The organism is Chryseobacterium sp. P1-3 (assembly GCF_000738495.1).
GTDB lineage: Bacteria > Bacteroidota > Bacteroidia > Flavobacteriales > Weeksellaceae > Chryseobacterium > Chryseobacterium gallinarum.
Map to the genome: position 1 here is coordinate 20,565 of NZ_JPEQ01000019.1, position 19,201 is coordinate 39,765.

The window sequence follows — 19,201 nt, forward strand, 5'->3', positions numbered from 1 at the left end:
CTCATCTACGATCCCCGGATTCCAGGCAAGAATTTCGTCAACACTTACTTTTAATTCATCAGCAACAACATTTAAATTAAATCCCGCATTGATTTCTGTTTCTGCAAGTGCTGCTGCTGTCGTTTTTCTGTTTCCTTCGAAAAAGATTTTTATTAATTCTTGAAGAGTTATAATTATTTAAAACACTTTGTAGCTCACCTGTTGCATAGCATGCATTCAGGTATTTTTTTACATGATTGATAGTTTCCGCAGGAAGATACTGTGAAAACTCATGATATTGAGTGGATCCTGCAGTCTGCATTGCTTTGGCTATATTACCTTCCCCGCAATTATAAGCTGCCACCACCGTTACCCAATTGTTATACTTTTTGTAAAGATTAGCCAGGGAAATGGTAGCTGTCTTCGTACTTTTATAAATATCTGTACGATTTTGCTCCGTGAGCCCATATTGATTGGCATGTGCCGTCATCAACTGCCAGATCCCAACAGCACCGGCTCCCGAGGTTATATTTTTGTTAAAATGAGATTCAATCAAAGCAAGATTTCTTAAATGTTTTGGAAGCCCTTTCTGAAGAAGCAGCTGTTCAATAAATTCTACCAGATCTTTATTGGCGTTAATAATTCCTTTATATCTTTTCACACTGCTTTCCGAAGTATCTGAAGCAGAAAGAAACTGCCCGTTTACCCAGACTACAGTTCCTAAAAGCATTACCCCTGTAAAAATATTCCTGATAATCGTTTTCATTTTAATATATTTAAGAAGCAAAAAGGCAGAAGTAAACCTACAGTGCTGCCTTTTGCTTTTTTCACTTATCCATTATTCTACTTTCCAGTTCAGTTTTTCTTCTTCCTTATTCCAGTCTACATGAATGGTCTGTCCGGATTTCACTTCTTCTCTCACAATCATTTTAGAGATTGGTCTTGCTAATTGGGCGCGGATCACTCCCGAAATCTGTCTTGCCCCATATTTGCTGCTGAATCCTCCTAATGCCAGGTTTTTCACTGCCTCGTCACTGATCTTTAATGCCATTCCTAACCTGGTGAGTGAGGTATGAAGTGATTTCAGCTGGATGTTGAAAATTCTTTCGGCAATAGATTCTGTAATCGGAGCAAAAGGAATAATCTCTGTAATCCTTGCTAAAAATTCAGGTCTGAACCTTCCGGAATTGGACATGATCTGCATCAGAGATGATGATTCAGGAACTTTTCCTTCTTCAAACTGTTTCACGATCTCTTCACTTCCTATATTGGAAGTAAACAGGATCAGGGCGTTACTGAAATCCCCTTCTTTTCCTAATTTATCATGAACCTTACCTTCATCCATGATCTGAAGGAATACATCAAATACCGAATGATGTGCTTTTTCTATCTCATCAAACAGTACAACAGTATAAGGCTGTTGCCTTATTTTATTTACAAGCATACCTCCTTCTTCATACCCGACGTATCCCGGAGGCGCTCCATACAATAATGCTGCAGAATGCTCTTCTTTAAATTCCGACATATCGAAACGCACCATTGCTTTTTCGTCATTAAACAGTAATTCGGCCATGGATTTCGCCAATTCTGTTTTTCCGGTCCCGGTAGGTCCCAGAAGGAAGAAAGACCCTATTGGCTGTCCTGGTTTATTCAATCCGCTACGGTTTTCAACAATAGCATCGGAAAGAATTTTTAAAGCATGATCCTGCCCAACTACCCTGTTCATCAGAAGAGATTCCATATTCAGGAGTTTTTCTTTTTCCTGGGCCTGGATTTTTCCAATTGGGATATTGGTTTTGGCAGCCATTACAGCAGCTAGTTCCAGCCTGTCTACTTTCTCTCTTTTCCTGGCTGCATGCTGTAAAAGCTCAGCGTAGGTGTCTTCAATAATTTTTTGAATCTGCTCAACAGGCATAGAATTATCTATGACAGGCTGTTCACTCAGTGAGCCCCATAGTATAGGGCTTATTTTATCGCGCAACAGGTTATAAGTCCAGATCAGTTCATCTGCTTTGTCCTTACTGTCTGTATATTCTTCTTTTAAAATGGTATCATAACTTTCTTTCCAGCTTTCAAGTTCTTTTTCCGAAAGCTCATCCAGCATTTTAATGGCAGCCATCGTACGGTCCAGGAGGTCAATGGCAGCATCCGGTAATTTTTTTCCTTTCGCATATCTTTTGGCCAGGCGTACGCATTCCGGAAGTGCTGTTTTTTCCACTTCAATACCGTGATGCTTCTTATATCCTTCAAGAAGTACATCGATCATTTTCACACAGGTTTTTTCATCCGGTTCATTGACTGTTAAGACTTCAAATCTGCGGTTAAATGCCTGTTCCGGCTCTATAATTTTCCTGTATTCTTCCTGGGTAGTGGCTCCTATAACGGTAATTTCACCTCTGGCCAGCTCGGGCTTAAGAAGATTGGCTACATTTCCAATGCTTCCTTTAGGATCTAACAAGGTGTGAATTTCATCAATAAAAAGTATGGCTTTTTCAATTTTTTTACATTCATTGATTACTTTTTTCAGGCGGTCTTCAATTTCTCCTTTGTAAGACGTTCCTGCCAGTAAGGCACCGGTATCCAATTCTAATAAAGTACCATTTTTAAGCATGTCCGGAACATTTCCCTTTGTAATTTCAATAGCGAAGCCTTCTACCAGGGCAGTTTTTCCTACTCCCGGCTCTCCGATAATAATGACGTTCGGTTTGCTTCTACGGCAAAGGATTTCCACCAGCATTCTCAGCTCTTTATCACGTCCTATAATATTTTCAAGCTCTCCTTTTCTGGCTTGGGCAGTACGGTCCACACAATAGTTTTTAAGGGATGGAAAAGAAGAATCCGTAAAATCTGATCCGTTAGAAAACAAGGATGCAAAATCACCGTTTTCTGATACCGTAAGTGGCATATCTTTTCTGTAGAGATTGAATATTTCGTGCTCTCTTAAAGGAAGAGATTTCAGCTGCTGAAGAGAAAATACAACCTGAGGTTTCACAATAGCTGTTAAAATACAGATAGGAGTAATCTCATCCAGTCCTAGTTTCAGCCTAATATCATCGGCTTCTTCTATAAGAGTATCTATGGCTTCATCCTGTACTGCTTCTTCCGGAAGATGGGCCGTTTTTGGATATTCTTCAATACGGACATCTGCCCATTCATAAAAATAGCCGGGATCTTTATCTATGCTTTTCAAAAACTCGTTAAGCCCTATATCTTTGTGCATTAAAGCCTGTAAAATATGTGGTCCTCCATAGGTAGCGTTATAATTTTCTTTTGCTATCGACTGAGCAATATGAAATAGCTGCTTGACTGTTTCGTTGGTTACTAGTACTCCCATTTATAATTTTTCTTATATTAATATATTTGCGTTCTGATGTTGGCTGTTCTTTTCAGATTTAGAATCTGTCCCATTTTTATTCCTTTAATTCCTTTACCATTTGGGATCAAATCTTATTCTTTTATTCCAATAAAAATAAATATTTTATTCCATATGAGATAAAAATAGTTAATTCTTCGATTAGAGAAGTAATAATGCTCTTTTTCATCTTTTACTTTCCTTTAAATACTTTTATCCATTGGGATTTTTGTTTTAAAGATACTATTATTTACGGAATCATGATCAATAATCCGCTTATCTTGTCTTATGTGATATCGCAGGCAAAAAAGACTGTCTTTGCTAAGGACAGTCTTTTGTTATGAATGTTGATAGTGTGTAACAGTTTAGCTGTTTGGCCAAAGCCCTGCATACTCAGAAGTTCCGTAGTTTATTGTTTCTGCGCTCACCACGAAACTGATCAGCATACTATTGCTGTCGATAGCGTCAAAGTCTACTTCATGTTGGATTACATATCCGTTTTTCCAGCTTAGGGTAATTAATGTTCCTTCTTCGTGTGATTTATTGAAAGTGACTTCACCCACAGTAGGTTTGTATTTTCCGTTCAATAAACTTTCAAGAATGTCAGATTTTTCAGTAGCTTCTACTGTAAGCTTAATCAATGCGTTAGAAGGGTCTGATGCTACACGTCCTGAAACGTCTGTAGATCTGGAAACGCTATATTTTAGTTTCAATAGCTTTTGTCCGTCTCCTCCATTGAATTTTAAGATTCCTCTTGAATTTCTTTCTGCCATGATGAGTACATTTAGTCGTTAGTAATATTTGTGATTCGGTGATTGTTTAAACAAAGATATAGGGTCTTTTTTTTCTAAAAAAAAACTTTTGAACATAAATCTGAAATTTTGTCGTAATTCTACTATTTCATGTCGTAATTCTACGACAATAGATTTACATATACCATCATAACCCTTTTAAATAAAAGGATTTTACCCATCCTGAAATTTAAACAAATACAGCTATTTTACACACAAAAGAGAAATAGGAATTTTTAAAAGCTGGACTTCAGGGTTTGTTCAGGGTAAATGATTCTGTGAATGGACAGCTCGTTTTACTTGTTAATTTTATGCAGCGTGATAAAATTCAGACACAGTGTTCGCAAAGTTCTTGCTGAATATTTATTCTTTAAAACCGCAAGAGCATCATTCAGCTAAGAGATACAATGTCGGGTTGTCAATAAAAAAGGCAAAAGTAATAGTACTTCTGCCTTTGGATATTATAAAAATTAACGATTAATGTTTGGTATATTCCGGAGCTTCTGTCGGAATCCTTGTTGGGGTAAAATATTCATTAAGCCAGTAGAATGTCTGGCCGTTCTGCTGAATTTTCACTGCCGGATTATTTCTGTGAGCAAGCATCCTGTCTGCAAGTTCCTTATAATGAAGGAAATAATTCCTTACCGTTTCCCTAGGGACAACTTTAGACTTCTTCCAGCCTTTAAGTTTGTACTTATTCATTAATTCTTCTTCTGAAAGGTCAAACCCTGTACTGATTCCTATAGAATAAAACATAGGTAATTCATAAAGAGCTCCTTTGTCCAGGAATTTTATAGTTGGGTTATACTTCTTAAGCAGTTTTACATATTCTTTAATGGCTTTAGACTGGTTAAAATCTGCCCTTTCAGCCTGGGTATTTCTATATACTTCGGAATAGAAAGCTTTTAAGTTATCGTATTCACCTTCAGAAATAAGGATTCCTTTTTCTATTGCCGGAGTATATTCTTTCAGATTTTTCGGGATATATCCTTTTACCAGGAACGGATTTCCGTAGTTGATCAGCTGCGCAGCAATACCTGCTGAAACAGGATTGGTAAGCCCCGGATACAGGTATTTGTATTTCAAATCAACATCTGTTCTTCCTGCTCCTACGGATGAATGGAAATATTCATTTAATGATTTATCTACCGTTTCGTTATCTAAGGTAACCTGTGCAATAAGGCTGTCTACTGATTTCTTCAGGAATCCCGGGGTTGTAATATCACCTTTTTTAGGGAAAATAACGAATCCCTGTGACATACTCTGTTTAGGATAATCCAATGAGAAGAATCCTTCATCTCCTTCTACCAGGCTAAAATTATTTTTTGTAAGGACATCATTTTGGTTGATGATCTTTTGTTTTTTAAGTTCCGCAATATTCTTTGCTGTATTGGTAACCACATTTTCAGCCATCAATACAAAGTCGTTATAATTGTCAGAAGATCTTGCACTGGTCTGGAACATGATCAATCTTGCCTGTGCCTGGGTAAGTGAGCTTATCACACTATACATATTACCGCTCTGGCTGGCAGATGTACCTACCGTTACAACAATATTGGTTTCATCAGGAACGTTTGAAAGAAGGTTTCCGGCTGCAGTAAGAGCTTCTCCTACCGGCTGATAACCGCTATTGCTGCTACAGTTCATTTCATTGGTTTTCTGATCTATAAACTCGGTAATTTTACTGTAGTTAGTGCTTAATGTTGAAACAGAAGTATTGTTTCCACAAGGATTGTTTTTATACAAAACTGCCCCATATTTTACCGTATTGAAATAGGATGGCTTTTCAAATCTAAGCTGCAAATCCTGTAATAATGATTTTACGATAGGAGCATAAGGAGCATTTGCTGCACTTACATCCAATACAAAAACAATATTGATATTCTTATCTCTTTCTGTAATCTCCCTGTAACGGTCAAAGTAAATAGGCTCACCTAAAACATTGGATACGAAGTTTTTGCTGTAGTCTAAGATATTGGTAAAATATTTAGTCTTGGTATCGGCAGCTGGTGCTTCTTCTAAAGTCAAATTTACCGGGTAAATATTTTCCAGCGGTTTTCTTTTGTTGACATCAGTAAGAAGGATAGCCGTTTTATTATCAGCGTCAGATGCTGATCCTCCCGGAGCCCCTTCATGGATCCCTAATGCGGTATCGTTAATTCCTGTTGTATTTTTTAATTTAATGGCAGAACGTTCTCCCCATGTAGAGATTACATTGGAGCTTACCCATCCGTAAAGGCTTTTACCGATACTGTCTATATCAACAGATGGTTTCTTCCCTACCAAAAGTCTCTTATTATTTTCGGCTTGCTTGTAAACATATACTATCTGGCCGTTAGGAATCTTTACATTAGCCGTTTCGATAAGACTTGGTGAATTAAACACCATGATGGAATCATTTTTATAGTATCTTTCGGCACTTTTGATGACTTCACTGTTACTTGGTACTACTGCTACTCTTACAGGGTAACCCGTTTTTTCGCTTTTTAAAGAATTGTTCCATAGGAGAAGGTCTGATTCAGGAATCCAGCCATACGTTTTAACAGACTTTGAAGAGACCTTTTTCATTAAAGCATCGGGAACGTATTCTGCAACTTTTACCATTCCGTCTCTATGTTTTAAAACCATCAGGGGTTCCAAAAATTTCACTTCCTTATAAGACTTTTCATCATTTTTATCCAGGTAAGCGGTATTCCTGGACCGGTCTGAAATCACGATCCATGGGGTTGACTTTTTAGGAAAACCATTCACCACCGGAGAATTATCTATTTTACCGTATACAGATGGTTCGGGTGTTTTTTTAGATGGCAGTTTTACCTGGCAACCCGTCAACAATACTGATAATCCTATATAATATGCTGCTAGAGGAAATTTATTTTTCATCCTATTTTATCTTTTTTATGATTGGTGCATCCGAAATCCGGATGATATTATTTACTTTGATTGATATCTACTTTAGTTACACAGTTTTGTGTATCATCTAAATTTACCTTTACGGTCTGAATCACAGTATTTTTATCAAACTGAAGACCTGCGCAATACATGTAAAAATTGTTTACTTTACTATCATTTACTTTTACTACCGTGTTTTCATTGTTACACAAATAGGTTCTTAACAGGTAGTTGTAATGGGTATTGAAACTGTTCCCATTGGCAATCTGCTGTAAGTGGTATTTGAAGTCACTATCCACTTTTGCATAGGAATCTTCTACTGATACTTCTTCTTCTGCTAAAGAATCGTAAGCTGGCAGAATTTTAATACGATGGTAGATTGGCTCCTGGGTTTCTTCAGTATATAAAGTCACCACATAGTCACCCGGTTTTTTATAAGAATAAATGGTAAATTTATCTTTAGAGTCTGTATTTCCGGTTTCCCCGAATTTCCAGGCAAACTTCGTAGCTTCAGATACGGCACGGAAAGGTACATTTTCATTTTGCATTGCTTGTATAGGAGCATCAATTGTGGTTTTCACTTTAGTTGTATCTTTTTGAGCCTTGATACTTCTTTCTGATACCATTACCGGGAAAGATTTTGTATACTTATTGTCTACAATGAGAGTTACCTGATAATAACCGGATTTATTATAGAAGTGTATACCACTGCTTTTATCTGAAGTGGTACCATCTCCAAAATTCCATCTCTTGGTTTTTGCAAATTGGGTTTTATCTTCAAATAAAAGTGTATCTCCTACTGCCAATGAAGACGGATAAACCACCCCAACAATATCAGTAGCAGAATGGATCACTTTTTTCTGCAGCCACAGTGCAACAAGAGCGGCAATGAGCAAAGTTGCGATGACACCAATAATAATGTTCTTTTTGTTCTTTTGAAAATAATTCATAGTTAATAATTGTGAAGTGTTTTGTATATAGTTCCTAGCATTTTCATTATGGGTTACTGACTTCTTGCTTTTAAAGCATTTTCACGTTCATAGAGTTTATTCTGCTTATCTTTAAACCCGATTCTGCAGTCTTCAACCTGTTTCTCAAATATTTTAATGTCTTCCAGAGTTGTAGAAATCACTTTTTTATCATCAAAATACATTTTGTAAAATTTAGCGATCTGAGGATAGGCATCTTTCCGGATATCAGTTACATTATTTCCGTTGAAATAATCGTTAAGATCATTCACGCCCAACTGGATATTATTTTCTGCAAAAGGTTGTGGACCTTCGCCTTTAAGTTTGGTTATCCTGACATAGGTACTATCCATGATCGGTAAAATAATCTTCTGATGTTGCTCAAATTCGGCTTTCTGCTGAAGATTCTGAATACCTCTTACATCTTCATCTGAAAACGGGGATTCAAATCCTTTCAGGAAAATAATTCCAAGAAATATCATGGCTGCCAACAGCATCAGTATTAAATAAAAAAACTGATAATGCCTTTCCTTTTTAGATAGTGTGATTTGTCCTTGCATATCTTTTCTTTTTTATCTTCTCCTTCTGCTTCCTGTGAAATTTCTGGTTGGGTCTTTTCTGAGTTCACTATTTGCCCTGTTTATTTTACCCATACAATCATCCAGGTCTCTTTTCACTGTTTTCTTTTTGTATTCCACTTCAATGATCTGAGCCTTTAAAGTCATCATCGGCTCTATCTGCTTCATCAGTACGGCATAGTGCTTAAAATTCTGGGTACTGTCTTTTCCCATAATATTTTTAGCATCTCTTACGTTATCCATAATACTGGTCCGGAGGAATACATCGTTTTCCACCTTATTAATATTAAGCTGAATCATTTTGTCGTAAATTTCATCAACAAGATTCCGCAGCACATCGCTTCGTCCCATCAATTCTTTATAAGCCTCTGCTTCTCTGCTGATCCCTTCTCTTTGTATATCATAGCTTTTAAAGAAGAAAAACAGGCACATAAAAAGAGACTACCGACAAGACGGCAAAAGATAGAATGAACTTCCAAATGCCCATTCTGACGTCAGATTTGTTTAATTTTTTTTCCCTGTTCGAAGACATATATTTGCGATTTGTTTGGCCTGTGAAAATATAAAAAAAAAATTTTATGCACAATACGTATTTTCCCCAGTCTGGTTTCGTAAAAACCCTAATTAAATTAATATTAATTTCAGCTTTCATAAGTTTTTCATAAATTAGGCCTCTGAATTTTGAATATCATTCGCCAAATCGATATTAAGAATGAGTAAAATATTATCCAATACTGTGCGTTTTTCCATAGCTGACAGCGATTTTTATTTCAAGAAAATAATGATCAAAACACTCATGGAAAATCCTTTTTATATGCTTCTGAATGACTGTAATAACGGCCATGAGCTGGTGAACAGGATCTACAGAAGGCAGGAGGATGTGTTCATTATTGAACTATTCATGCCGGTACTAAGTGGTATTGAAGCGATTAAATATATCAGGAAAAACAACACAGAAACTCCCATAATTACCTATTCAGGCACCTACCAGGAAGATATGGCTGAAATCCTTTCCAGGATACCTAATCTATATTACTGCCAGAAAAAGAGCAATATCATCAAAGACATTTATTAAAGGAAGCATTGTTTCTGATGAGTTTGATTATGCTTCTTATTCCAAGGAATGGGAACAGCAGCCACTTGCTGTACAGGAATACATGGACAGGCAAAAGAAGGGACAGGAGGAGCTTTCTTCTGCTGAAATCCAGCTGATGAGATTCTGCTATGAAGGATTCAGCAATAAAGAGATCGCTGAAAAGCTCAATTTAAGTACAAGAACTATTGACACCTATATCAACAGGCTTACGGAAAAATTAGGATTGAAAACCAAACTTCATCTGATCCGTTTTTGTGTGGAAAACGGATACTATAATTCCAGTATGTAAAATCTTCTGAATTTTAATTTCATATTTTATTGTATAGAAAAGTTTTGAAAGACAGACTTATGGCCAAAAACATTGCTGTAAGCTTGTTTAATGAGCTTTTTATGGGCTATACCCCATGAATTTTTATTGAATTACGGGGTTATATTATTAAATTGTTAAATAATATCAGCCGGCTTTAATATAGCGTACATATGACAATCTTAACTATTTAAACAAAAATATTTGGCCACTAATTTGCTAGTATTCAATTTTTTTTAACTAAATTTGCACACCTAAAATTTAAAATTAAAATAAGGAAATGACAAAGGCAGAATTGGTAAACACCATCTCAAATAAGTTGGGAACAGAAAAGAATGAAACACAGAAAGTTGTAGAAGCTTTTATGCAGGAGATCAGAACTTCTATGTATAATGGGGATAACGTTTATCTAAGAGGTTTTGGATCTTTTATCATTAAAACAAGAGCTGCTAAAACAGGAAGAAATATTTCTAAAAACACTGCAATTGAGATTCCTGCTCATAACATTCCTGCTTTCAAACCTTCAAAATCTTTTGTTGAGAAAGTAAAAACTAAAGTTGCAGTAAAATAAGACATTAACTGAATATTAACTAGTTACTAAAAAATTAAAATTATGCCAAGCGGAAAGAAAAGAAAAAGACACAAGGTTGCAACTCACAAAAGAAAGAAAAGAAGAAGAGCAAACAGACAATAAGAAAAAATAATCTCTTCTCATCGAGATTTACAATATAATGATATAGTTGGTGGTTTTAATTTTTTAAAGTTCGCCGACTATATTTTTGTTTGCAACTATAAGATTCCGCGGAAAGTGGAGAATTTCAAATATTATTTTAATAAACATATAAAGGTTTTCATTCTAATTCCTTATATTTAATAGATGAATTAATCAAGAATAACACCAGTTTCCTATAATCTTAACAATTTTATCTTATAACAAAATGAAGAAAGAACTAATAGTTTCGCATGAAGATGATCTTACAAAGATTGCACTGCTGGAAGACGGAAGACTATGTGAACTTCATGAGCAAGAAGACAAAAGCGATTTTATAGTTGGAGATCTGTTTATAGGAAAAGTAAAAAAACTGGCGCCCAATCTGAATGCCGCTTTCGTGAATATCGGATACGACAAGGATGCATTTCTGCATTACCAGGATTTGGGGCCTCAATATCTTACGTACAGAAAGTTTTTAAAAGATACTATTTCTAAAAAACAAAGCACTTCAAGCTTAAAAAAATTTCGAGATTCAACCCGAAATAGACAAAAACGGAACGGTAGACAAAGTAATTGCAAAAGACGATCTTGTTCTGCTGCAAATTACCAAGGAACCTATCTCTACCAAAGGACCCAGAATTTCTACCCAGGTTTCATTAACGGGACGTTTTCTGGTTTTAATTCCTTTTGATAATAAGGTTTCCATTTCCAAAAAAATCAGAAGTACTGAGGAAAAGGAAAGACTGAGAACTCTTATCGACAGCATTAAGCCTGAAGGTTTCGGAGTTATTATCAGAACGGTAGCCGAAGGAAAAAAGGTAGCCGACCTTCACAATGATATGAATCAGCTGATTCAGAAATGGGAAAGCACTTTCAAAAACATCCAGAGAAACAAAGTTCCGTCTAAAGTTTTAAGCGAAGAAGACAAAGCTTCAGCTATTTTAAGAGACAATTTTAATCAGGATTTCGTAAATATCATCTGTGACGACGAGCAGATGGTTAATGAAATGAAAAATTATATTGAAGTAATTGCCCCTGAAAAGAAAAATATTGTCCAGTTTTATGATTCTCATATTCCACTCCTGGAATATTACAATGTTGAAAAACAGCTTAAACAGAGCTTCGGAAAACACGTCAACATTCCAAGTTCGAAAGGAGCTTATCTTGTCATTGAGCACACAGAAGCACTACACGTCATCGACGTTAACTCCGGGAATAACATTACCACCGGAGCCGCTGTCAATAAAGAGCACGCCCTAAAGGTGAACAAAATGGCAGCTACAGAGATTGCAAGACAGCTACGCCTCCGTGATATGGGAGGAATCATCGTCATCGATTTCATCGACATGCCGAACTCTGAACACAGAAGGGATCTTTACGAACACCTGAAAGAGGAAATGAAACGCGACAAAGCCCGCCATAAAATACTTCCTCCAAGTAAATTCGGACTGATCCAGATCACCAGACAAAGAAACCGTCCGGAAAAACAGATCGAAACCAAAGAAGAAAACCCGAACAAAGACGGAGAAATTGTAGCTCCGATTGTTATCGTGGAAAGGATGGGTGAAACCCTAAGAAACATCCTGCAGAAAGAAAAAGGAAAAATTTATCTGCACGTACACCCGTTCGTGGAAGCCTATCTAACCAAAGGCATTAAAAGCATCCAGATGAAATGGTTTATGAAATACAAAAAGTGGGTAACCATTGTACCAAGGGATTCTTTTAAATATTTAGAATACAGGATCTACAATTCCAAAAAAGAAGAATTGATAGAATTCTCTAATTAAGACAAAATTCAAACCTTCAGTTTTTACTGAAGGTTTTTTTATGACACGATCTTATTATTCAATAAAAAATGTAACTGTATATATAGGTTTTGGTTAAAGCAAACCGGGTTTTTGCTTATTTTAATTTGGCCGGGCTAAAGCCCGTCCCCTATTGATATTGATATCCTAAGATTATACACAAGGACAATAGTTGTTTAACAACAAGATCTTTTATCTTTTATCTTTTATCTTTATAATTATGAAAACCCATCACTACAAAACTACAATTCAGTGGACAGGCAATAAAGGCAAGGGTACCAGCGGATACAGGGATTATGAAAGAAGCCACAGCATTTCGGTAGAAAACAAAACAACAATTGAAGGCTCATCGGATCCTGCGTTTCGTGGGGACAAGACGAAATACAACCCTGAGGAAATGTTTTTGTCATCACTATCTTCATGCCATATGCTCTGGTACCTCCATTTTTGTTCTGAAGCCGGAGTCATTGTTACAGAATATATGGATGAAGCCACAGGAATAATGGCAGAAACGGCAGATGGAAGCGGACATTTCACTGAGGTCACCCTGCATCCGGTGGTAACAGTGACAGAGGAATCTATGATGGAGCAGGCAAAACAGCTTCATCACAAAGCCAATCAATTTTGCTTTATTGCCAACTCTGTCAACTTTTCCATTAAACATATGCCCACGATTAAAATGGGAACAAGCATAAGTAGTATACTCCGGCGAGAAAAACGCTAAAAACTACAGTTAAATTCAAATCTGATTTATGCTCCGATTCCCTTTCCATATTGGTTAATTAATGTTAAGACTCCTGTTTCTTCAAGATATATTGTTAAATTTGAGCTATGGAAAATTTTGGAAAAGATTTATTGAGAAAAATAAAAAGCATAGAGCTTCCCGGCGAGCATGCCCACGGAATATTCTCGCCTCCCTATCGTCCCGTTTTTACCTATGAAGAGGTATTGGCAAAAAATCCAAAATTTGCAGCAGTCAACATCGTATTGTATTTAAAAGACAACGAATGGTATTTTCCTTTGATCCAGAGAACCATTAATGAGCACGACAGACACAGCGGCCAGATTTCCCTTCCTGGCGGAAAACGTGAGGAAATGGACCGGGATTTTGCAGAAACAGCGATCCGTGAAACATCCGAAGAAATTGGGATAGACAAACACTATGTAAGGATTATCCGGGAGATGTCCCCGATATATATCCCGCCAAGCAATTTTTATGTATATCCTTACATTTCATATACCGCGAAAAACCCTTTTTTTATCCTTCAGCAAACTGAAGCGGTAGAAGTGATTGAATTCCCTGTCACGTCCTTCCTGAACCTGTCGGATACTCCTGAAATCATGGCTCTGCCGAGTGCGGGAGGTAAAGAAGTACCGGTCATTAATTTCAACGGGTATATCATATGGGGAGCCACAGCAATGATATTAAGTGAATTCAGCCAGTTGCTGAAAAATATGTAACTTTGCACTACCGTGTTTAATTGAGAGATGGCGAAGAAAAATATTTTCACCGATGCATTCGGAACACCTTATTTTTTAAAAAGGTTGGTTATTTTTATTTTAGGATTGGTATCCTACAGAAGGTTCAATGGCTTTAATAAACTAAAAATAACCGGCACAGAACATCTTGTGGATCTACCGGATTCCAATGTGCTTTTTGTATCCAATCATCAAACCTACTTTGCAGATGTAGCAGCCATGTATCACGCTTTCTGTGCAGTAAATAACGGATACTTAAACACCATCAAGAATCCGATCTACTTACTTAATCCCAAGATCGATTTCTATTATGTAGCGGCCGAAGAAACCATGAATAAGGGAATCCTCCCTAAAATTTTTAAAATTGCAGGAGCGGTAACGGTAAAACGGACCTGGCGGTCAGAAGGTAAAAATGTCAACAGACTGGTAGATATGAGTGAAGTTGACAATATTATGAAGGCTCTGGACAATGGCTGGGTAGCCACTTTCCCTCAGGGAACCACATCAGCTTTTGCACAGGGAAGACGGGGAACAGCCAAATTAGTAAAAAACCAACGCCCGATCGTAATTCCGATCAAAATAAACGGATTCAGAAGGGCCTTTGATAAAAAAGGACTCCGTGTAAAAGTAACCGGAGTAAAGCCTACCATGGAATTCAAAGCACCTTTAGATATTGATTACGATAATGAAAAGGCACCGGAAATCCTGCTAAAAATTATGACCGCTATTGAGCAGACTGAGGATTTCAATGTTTTACACACCTATGATGAAGAACTTAAAGCTAAAAAATTAGAACAAAAAGACCCTAATAATTAAAGTTAAATTATGAACAGAATAATAGGAATTTTATTCGCCATCATAGTATTAGTTTCATGCAATAGCCAAAAAGTATATTCGGATTTTGATATCAGCTATTCGAAAAGTGGTGGTTATGCCCCGGTATATGAAAATCTTCTTATAAAAGGTAACAACGTACATTATTCTTTTGAAGGCCAGGGGAAAAAGTACAAACAGGATTTTAAAATTTCCAATGAAGATTTAAAGAAACTGGATCAGGTCCTTTCTCAGAATAATTTCAGAAGAATACAGGAGGACCATAAAAAACTTTACGATAATATTTCTACTTCTATTAACGTTAAGAAAGGTCCTAATGAAGGAAGTAAAACAGATGCCAGCATGATTATTCCCAATTACCAGACCAATTGGGATAATATTCTTGGAGCATTCCAGGAGATTATTAATACTAATGTAAAAAAACAGTAAATACATTGAAAACCCACTTCATCGCTATTGGCGGAAGCGCCATGCACAATCTTGCCATTGCTTTAAAAGATAAAGGATATCAGGTTACAGGTTCAGATGATGCGATCTTTGAACCCTCAAAATCCAGATTGGAGAAAAAAGGAATATTGCCTCAGGAAATGGGTTGGTTTCCTGAAAAAATCACTCCGGATATTGATGCGGTAATCCTCGGAATGCATGCACACCAGGATAATCCTGAATTAGCAAGAGCAAAAGAACTTGGGTTGAAAATTTACTCTTATCCTGAATTCCTTTACGAACAATCCAAAAATAAAACCCGGGTTGTAATTGCAGGCTCGCATGGTAAAACGACCATTACCTCAATGATCCTTCATGTCTTGAACTTTCACCAAAAGGATGTAGACTTTATGGTGGGTGCACAGCTGGAAGGTTTTGACTGTATGGTAAAACTGACCCAGGACAATGATTTCATGGTATTGGAAGGTGACGAATATCTTTCTTCCCCTATCGATCTGCGTTCCAAGTTTCTCTTATACCAGCCCAATATTGCTTTAATGAGCGGTATTGCATGGGATCATATCAATGTTTTCAAAACATTTGATGAATATATAGAACAATTCAGAAAGTTTGTAGCGAGCATTACCGCCGGCGGAGTTCTGGTGTATAACGAAGAAGATCCGGAAGTGGTAAAAGTAGTGGAAAATGCTGAAAATTATTTCAGAAAAATCCCTTACAAAACTCCGGAATATGAGATAAGCAATGGAAAAGTATATTTAAAAACCGAGATGGGAGATGTTCCTCTTTCTGTTTTTGGAGCCCACAATCTGTTGAACCTTGAAGGAGCAAGACATATCTGTCAGCAATTAGGAATCATGGATGAGGATTTTTACGAAGCCATTATGAGCTTTAAGGGAGCTTCAAAGCGTCTTGAAAAAGTAGACAGAGAAGATAAAGGAACTCTTTATAAAGACTTTGCCCATGCGCCAAGTAAGGTAAAAGCAGCTGTAAAGGCATTCAACGAACAGTTTAAGAATGAGAAAAAGTACGGATTCCTTGAGCTCCACACCTATTCCAGCCTGAATCCTGCTTTTCTTGAGCAGTATGACCATGCCATGGATGGTTTGGATGAAGCAATTGTTTTCTACTCTGAAGATGCCCTAAAAATCAAAAGAATGGAACCTATATCTCCGGATTTTATTAAAGAAAAATTCAAGAATGAAAACCTGAAAGTTTTCACCAATGCAGAAGACCTGCATGCCTATTGGAATACACTAGATAAAACCAATGGCGTTTATCTGATGATGAGCTCAGGAAACTTTGGCGGCCTGGATCTGACGAAATAATTGAATTTATAAATTTTATATAAAACAAAATTCCTTTCAACTTACGAAAGGAATTTTTATTTTATCGGATATTGTAGGATCAGGTGCATAAAAAATAAGCTGCTGAAGTCCCAAAGATCCTACAATTTCATTTCATTCCCTCTACCTGAAATATGAGATTTTTCAGAATTTCCTCAGCAGAAAGTTCACTGTAATCATGCAAAGACTGTCCTATCCAGATTCCTACAAAATCTGCATTTTGTTTAGATTTGGCAGCTTTACGCAATGCATTGGTCAGTTTATTCTGATAAGGGTAAGGTAAGATATATTCCGAATCTTCAACTGCTTCAATATATTTGTTTTTAACTCCTCTCGCATATCTGCCTGAGAAGCTTTTCGTCAACATAATTTCGTCCTCTTTTGCTTTTTTAAGCCTTTCCTTTTCAAAAGGCTGCAAGGCACTTTCGCAGGAAGCCAAGAGAAGATTTCCCACCTGAAATCCCTGTGCCCCCAGATCCTTTACCGCCTGAAGGGTTTTCCCGTTATAAATTCCACCAGCATAGATCAGCGGAACCTTTACGTGATCGTAAACCTGCGATAATAAAGATAATCCTCCAATCTGCAGAACATGCTCCGGATCAAAAGTTCCTCTGTGACCGCCGGCTTCTATCCCCTGGACACAGATGATATCAATTCCTGATTTTTCTAATAGTAGCGCTTCATTTACAGAAGTACATGTACCAATTAATGTTACCCCGTTTTCTTTCAGCTTCTGAATACTCTGATCATCCAGATTCCCAAAAGTAAAGCTTAAAATTTTACAGTTTTCTTTAATGACCACATCTACGAGTTCATGATAGGATCTCACATTAAGGTCTTCCAGATCAGGAAAGTTTACTTCAATGTCATTGTCTTTTGCCAGCTGTTTTAAAAATTGTCTGGTTTTAATAAATTTTAATCTTAAAGGCTCTGTTATTTCAGGAATGTGATGTACAAAGATATTAGCTGCAAAAGGCTTATCGGTTAGTTTTCTTGTCTCTCTGATCAGCTTAATAGATTCTTCAGCTGAAAGATCTGCCAATGCCAAAGAACCCAGACAGCCTGCGCGAGTTGCTGCAGCAACCATCTGTACGGTACTCACTCCAAACATGGGAGCCTGAATGACAGGATATTCTATCCCTAATTTTTTTACTGATTGTATCCGGCCAGAACATAAAAATATATTTTAATTAAAAGGTACAAAAAAATAAGAATACTTCTCTTTCAACTCCGTATGATATTCCTCATTACAAAAAGTAATTTCCAAAGATCTCACAAATTTCACCGATTCAAAATCCGGATCGTTATCTGTAAAGTCTGCGGGAGATTATTTAACTGAATCCGGGCTAAGAAGCAAGTATACAAGTATAAAGGATGGAAACTATTTTCAGTTATCATTACCGGCAATCAACAACATCATTAATTTTATTGTAAAGAAGATAAAAGCAGACGAGTGGTTATTCTTTATGCCCCCTCGTAACTTCCATCTTCCAGCTCCCATCTTCAAATCTAATTAAATTAGAACCCTTATTCCAAACTGACGTTATTTAATCGGCTTTAAATATCTGCTACAGAGTTTAGCATTTTCTGTTCCCATTCCGGATCTTTCGGATCAAAGAATAATCTTTTTCCTGTATCTAAAGAACGGACAACATTCATTTCATCTTCTGTCAATCTGAAATCAAATACATTAAAGTTTTCTTCAATTCTTGACGGTGTTACTGATTTGGGGATAACTACAAATCCTTCCTGTAAATGCCATCTTAAAATCACCTGCGCAACAGTTTTACCGTGCTTTTCTGCTATTCTTTTCAGTTCCATATTATTTAAAAGGTTGGCATTGCCGTTCCCTAACGGGCTCCATGGCTGGGTGATGATGTTATTTTTCCTGTTATATACCTGTAGCTCTTTCTGTTGGAATACCGGATGTAATTCAATCTGATTGATTACCGGTACAACTGTTGAATGGAGTTTTAATTCTTCCAGCTTCTCCATCGTAAAATTACAAACCCCGATTGCTTTGATCTTTCCTTCCTGATACAATTCCTCCATGGCTTTCCATGTTCCCGTAAAATCCCCGTAAGGCCAATGGATAAGATACATATCAAGATAATCCATCTGCAATCTGTTCAGGGTTCTTTGAAAGGCACTTTTTGTTTTTTCATATCCGTGATCCTGAACCCATACTTTTGAAGTGATAAACAGCTCATCCCTGTCTACCCCACTGTTTTTTACAGCTGCTCCTACCGCGGTCTCATTCTGATAAATAGCAGCAGTATCAATCATTCTGTATCCCGTCTGTATGGCCTTAACTACAGCTTTTTCACATTCTTGCAGGTCTTCCATCTGCCATACTCCGAATCCTAACGCCGGAATATCAATTCCATTATTTAAAGTGACCACAGGCTGTCCTGCATAGATTTTCTTTTGCATAAGTCTTGATTTTAGTTATTAATATAAAGTGATTAAACAAATTTGCGACAAAAAATTGAAATGCCGGCTTACCAATTTTTACTGTTTTTGTACAACCGTTATTGGATGTAAGTACGAATGGCTCAAATATATTTGCTGAAAATTTTAATTTCTTGCCTAAATATTCATTGTTATGATCATCCTTG

At 36.8% G+C, this 19,201-nt stretch carries 17 protein-coding genes and 1 pseudogene; 9 read left to right on the forward strand and 9 right to left on the reverse strand.

Features of this window, described 5'->3' with window-relative positions; all coding sequences use genetic code 11:
• Window positions 1-76 precede the first annotated feature (76 nt).
• The 7 genes from HX13_RS19890 to tssO form a co-directional block, all read right to left on the reverse strand.
• Window positions 77-745 (reverse strand): lytic transglycosylase domain-containing protein, encoded by a 669-nt coding sequence (locus tag HX13_RS19890; RefSeq protein WP_238555545.1) that lies wholly within the window; start codon window positions 743-745, stop codon window positions 77-79.
• Between the two features lie 72 nt (window positions 746-817).
• Window positions 818-3,313 carry an ATP-dependent Clp protease ATP-binding subunit gene (locus HX13_RS19895; protein WP_050022496.1) on the reverse strand — a complete coding sequence of 832 codons (2,496 nt, stop codon included), beginning with the start codon at window positions 3,311-3,313 and terminating at the stop codon, window positions 818-820.
• 383 nt (window positions 3,314-3,696) lie between these two features.
• Window positions 3,697-4,104 carry a type VI secretion system tube protein TssD gene (gene tssD, locus HX13_RS19900; RefSeq protein ID WP_050022497.1) on the reverse strand — a complete coding sequence of 136 codons (408 nt, stop codon included), beginning with the start codon at window positions 4,102-4,104 and terminating at the stop codon, window positions 3,697-3,699.
• A gap of 495 nt (window positions 4,105-4,599) precedes the next feature.
• Window positions 4,600-7,005, reverse strand: coding sequence for a type VI secretion system protein TssR domain-containing protein (tssR, locus tag HX13_RS19905; protein WP_050022498.1), 2,406 nt, complete (start codon window positions 7,003-7,005; stop codon window positions 4,600-4,602).
• 47 nt (window positions 7,006-7,052) lie between these two features.
• On the reverse strand, window positions 7,053-7,964 hold the full coding sequence (locus tag HX13_RS19910; protein WP_050022499.1) for a PKD domain-containing protein: 912 nt from the start codon (window positions 7,962-7,964) through the stop codon (window positions 7,053-7,055).
• 53 nt (window positions 7,965-8,017) lie between these two features.
• On the reverse strand, window positions 8,018-8,542 hold the full coding sequence (locus HX13_RS19915; protein ID WP_050022500.1) for a type VI secretion system transmembrane protein TssO: 525 nt from the start codon (window positions 8,540-8,542) through the stop codon (window positions 8,018-8,020).
• A gap of 12 nt (window positions 8,543-8,554) precedes the next feature.
• Complete coding sequence (gene tssO, locus HX13_RS19920; protein ID WP_238555546.1) at window positions 8,555-8,992, reverse strand: type VI secretion system TssO; 438 nt, start codon at window positions 8,990-8,992, stop codon at window positions 8,555-8,557.
• Window positions 8,993-9,272: 280 nt separating this feature from the next.
• Here tssO and HX13_RS25005 point away from each other — a divergent pair, with 280 nt between their 5' ends.
• From HX13_RS25005 to HX13_RS19960, 9 genes and pseudogenes are all read left to right on the forward strand, one after another.
• On the forward strand, window positions 9,273-9,635 hold the full coding sequence (locus HX13_RS25005; RefSeq protein WP_238555547.1) for a response regulator: 363 nt from the start codon (window positions 9,273-9,275) through the stop codon (window positions 9,633-9,635).
• A gap of 82 nt (window positions 9,636-9,717) precedes the next feature.
• On the forward strand, window positions 9,718-9,945 hold the full coding sequence (locus HX13_RS25010; protein ID WP_238555548.1) for a response regulator transcription factor: 228 nt from the start codon (window positions 9,718-9,720) through the stop codon (window positions 9,943-9,945).
• A 298-nt stretch (window positions 9,946-10,243) separates the two neighbouring features.
• A complete protein-coding gene (locus tag HX13_RS19930) occupies window positions 10,244-10,534 on the forward strand; it encodes an HU family DNA-binding protein (RefSeq protein WP_002984212.1) in 291 nt (96 codons plus the stop codon).
• A 367-nt stretch (window positions 10,535-10,901) separates the two neighbouring features.
• Window positions 10,902-12,462 (forward strand): annotated as a pseudogene (locus HX13_RS19935) (Rne/Rng family ribonuclease).
• Between the two features lie 238 nt (window positions 12,463-12,700).
• Window positions 12,701-13,204, forward strand: a complete 504-nt coding sequence (locus HX13_RS19940; RefSeq protein WP_050022501.1) for an OsmC family protein — start codon at window positions 12,701-12,703, stop codon at window positions 13,202-13,204.
• Between the two features lie 107 nt (window positions 13,205-13,311).
• Complete coding sequence (locus HX13_RS19945; protein ID WP_050022502.1) at window positions 13,312-13,941, forward strand: NUDIX hydrolase; 630 nt, start codon at window positions 13,312-13,314, stop codon at window positions 13,939-13,941.
• A 27-nt stretch (window positions 13,942-13,968) separates the two neighbouring features.
• Window positions 13,969-14,775, forward strand: a complete 807-nt coding sequence (locus HX13_RS19950) for a lysophospholipid acyltransferase family protein (RefSeq protein ID WP_050022503.1) — start codon at window positions 13,969-13,971, stop codon at window positions 14,773-14,775.
• A gap of 9 nt (window positions 14,776-14,784) precedes the next feature.
• Window positions 14,785-15,222, forward strand: coding sequence for a hypothetical protein (locus tag HX13_RS19955; RefSeq protein ID WP_050022504.1), 438 nt, complete (start codon window positions 14,785-14,787; stop codon window positions 15,220-15,222).
• A gap of 5 nt (window positions 15,223-15,227) precedes the next feature.
• Window positions 15,228-16,565, forward strand: coding sequence for a UDP-N-acetylmuramate--L-alanine ligase (locus HX13_RS19960; protein WP_050022505.1), 1,338 nt, complete (start codon window positions 15,228-15,230; stop codon window positions 16,563-16,565).
• 127 nt (window positions 16,566-16,692) lie between these two features.
• Here the strand turns inward: HX13_RS19960 and HX13_RS19965 are convergent, their stop codons facing one another.
• Window positions 16,693-17,694, reverse strand: coding sequence for an NAD(P)H-dependent flavin oxidoreductase (locus HX13_RS19965; protein WP_128572530.1), 1,002 nt, complete (start codon window positions 17,692-17,694; stop codon window positions 16,693-16,695).
• A gap of 446 nt (window positions 17,695-18,140) precedes the next feature.
• Window positions 18,141-19,016 (reverse strand): aldo/keto reductase, encoded by an 876-nt coding sequence (locus HX13_RS19970; RefSeq protein WP_050022507.1) that lies wholly within the window; start codon window positions 19,014-19,016, stop codon window positions 18,141-18,143.
• Between the last annotated feature and the right edge of the window lie 185 nt (window positions 19,017-19,201).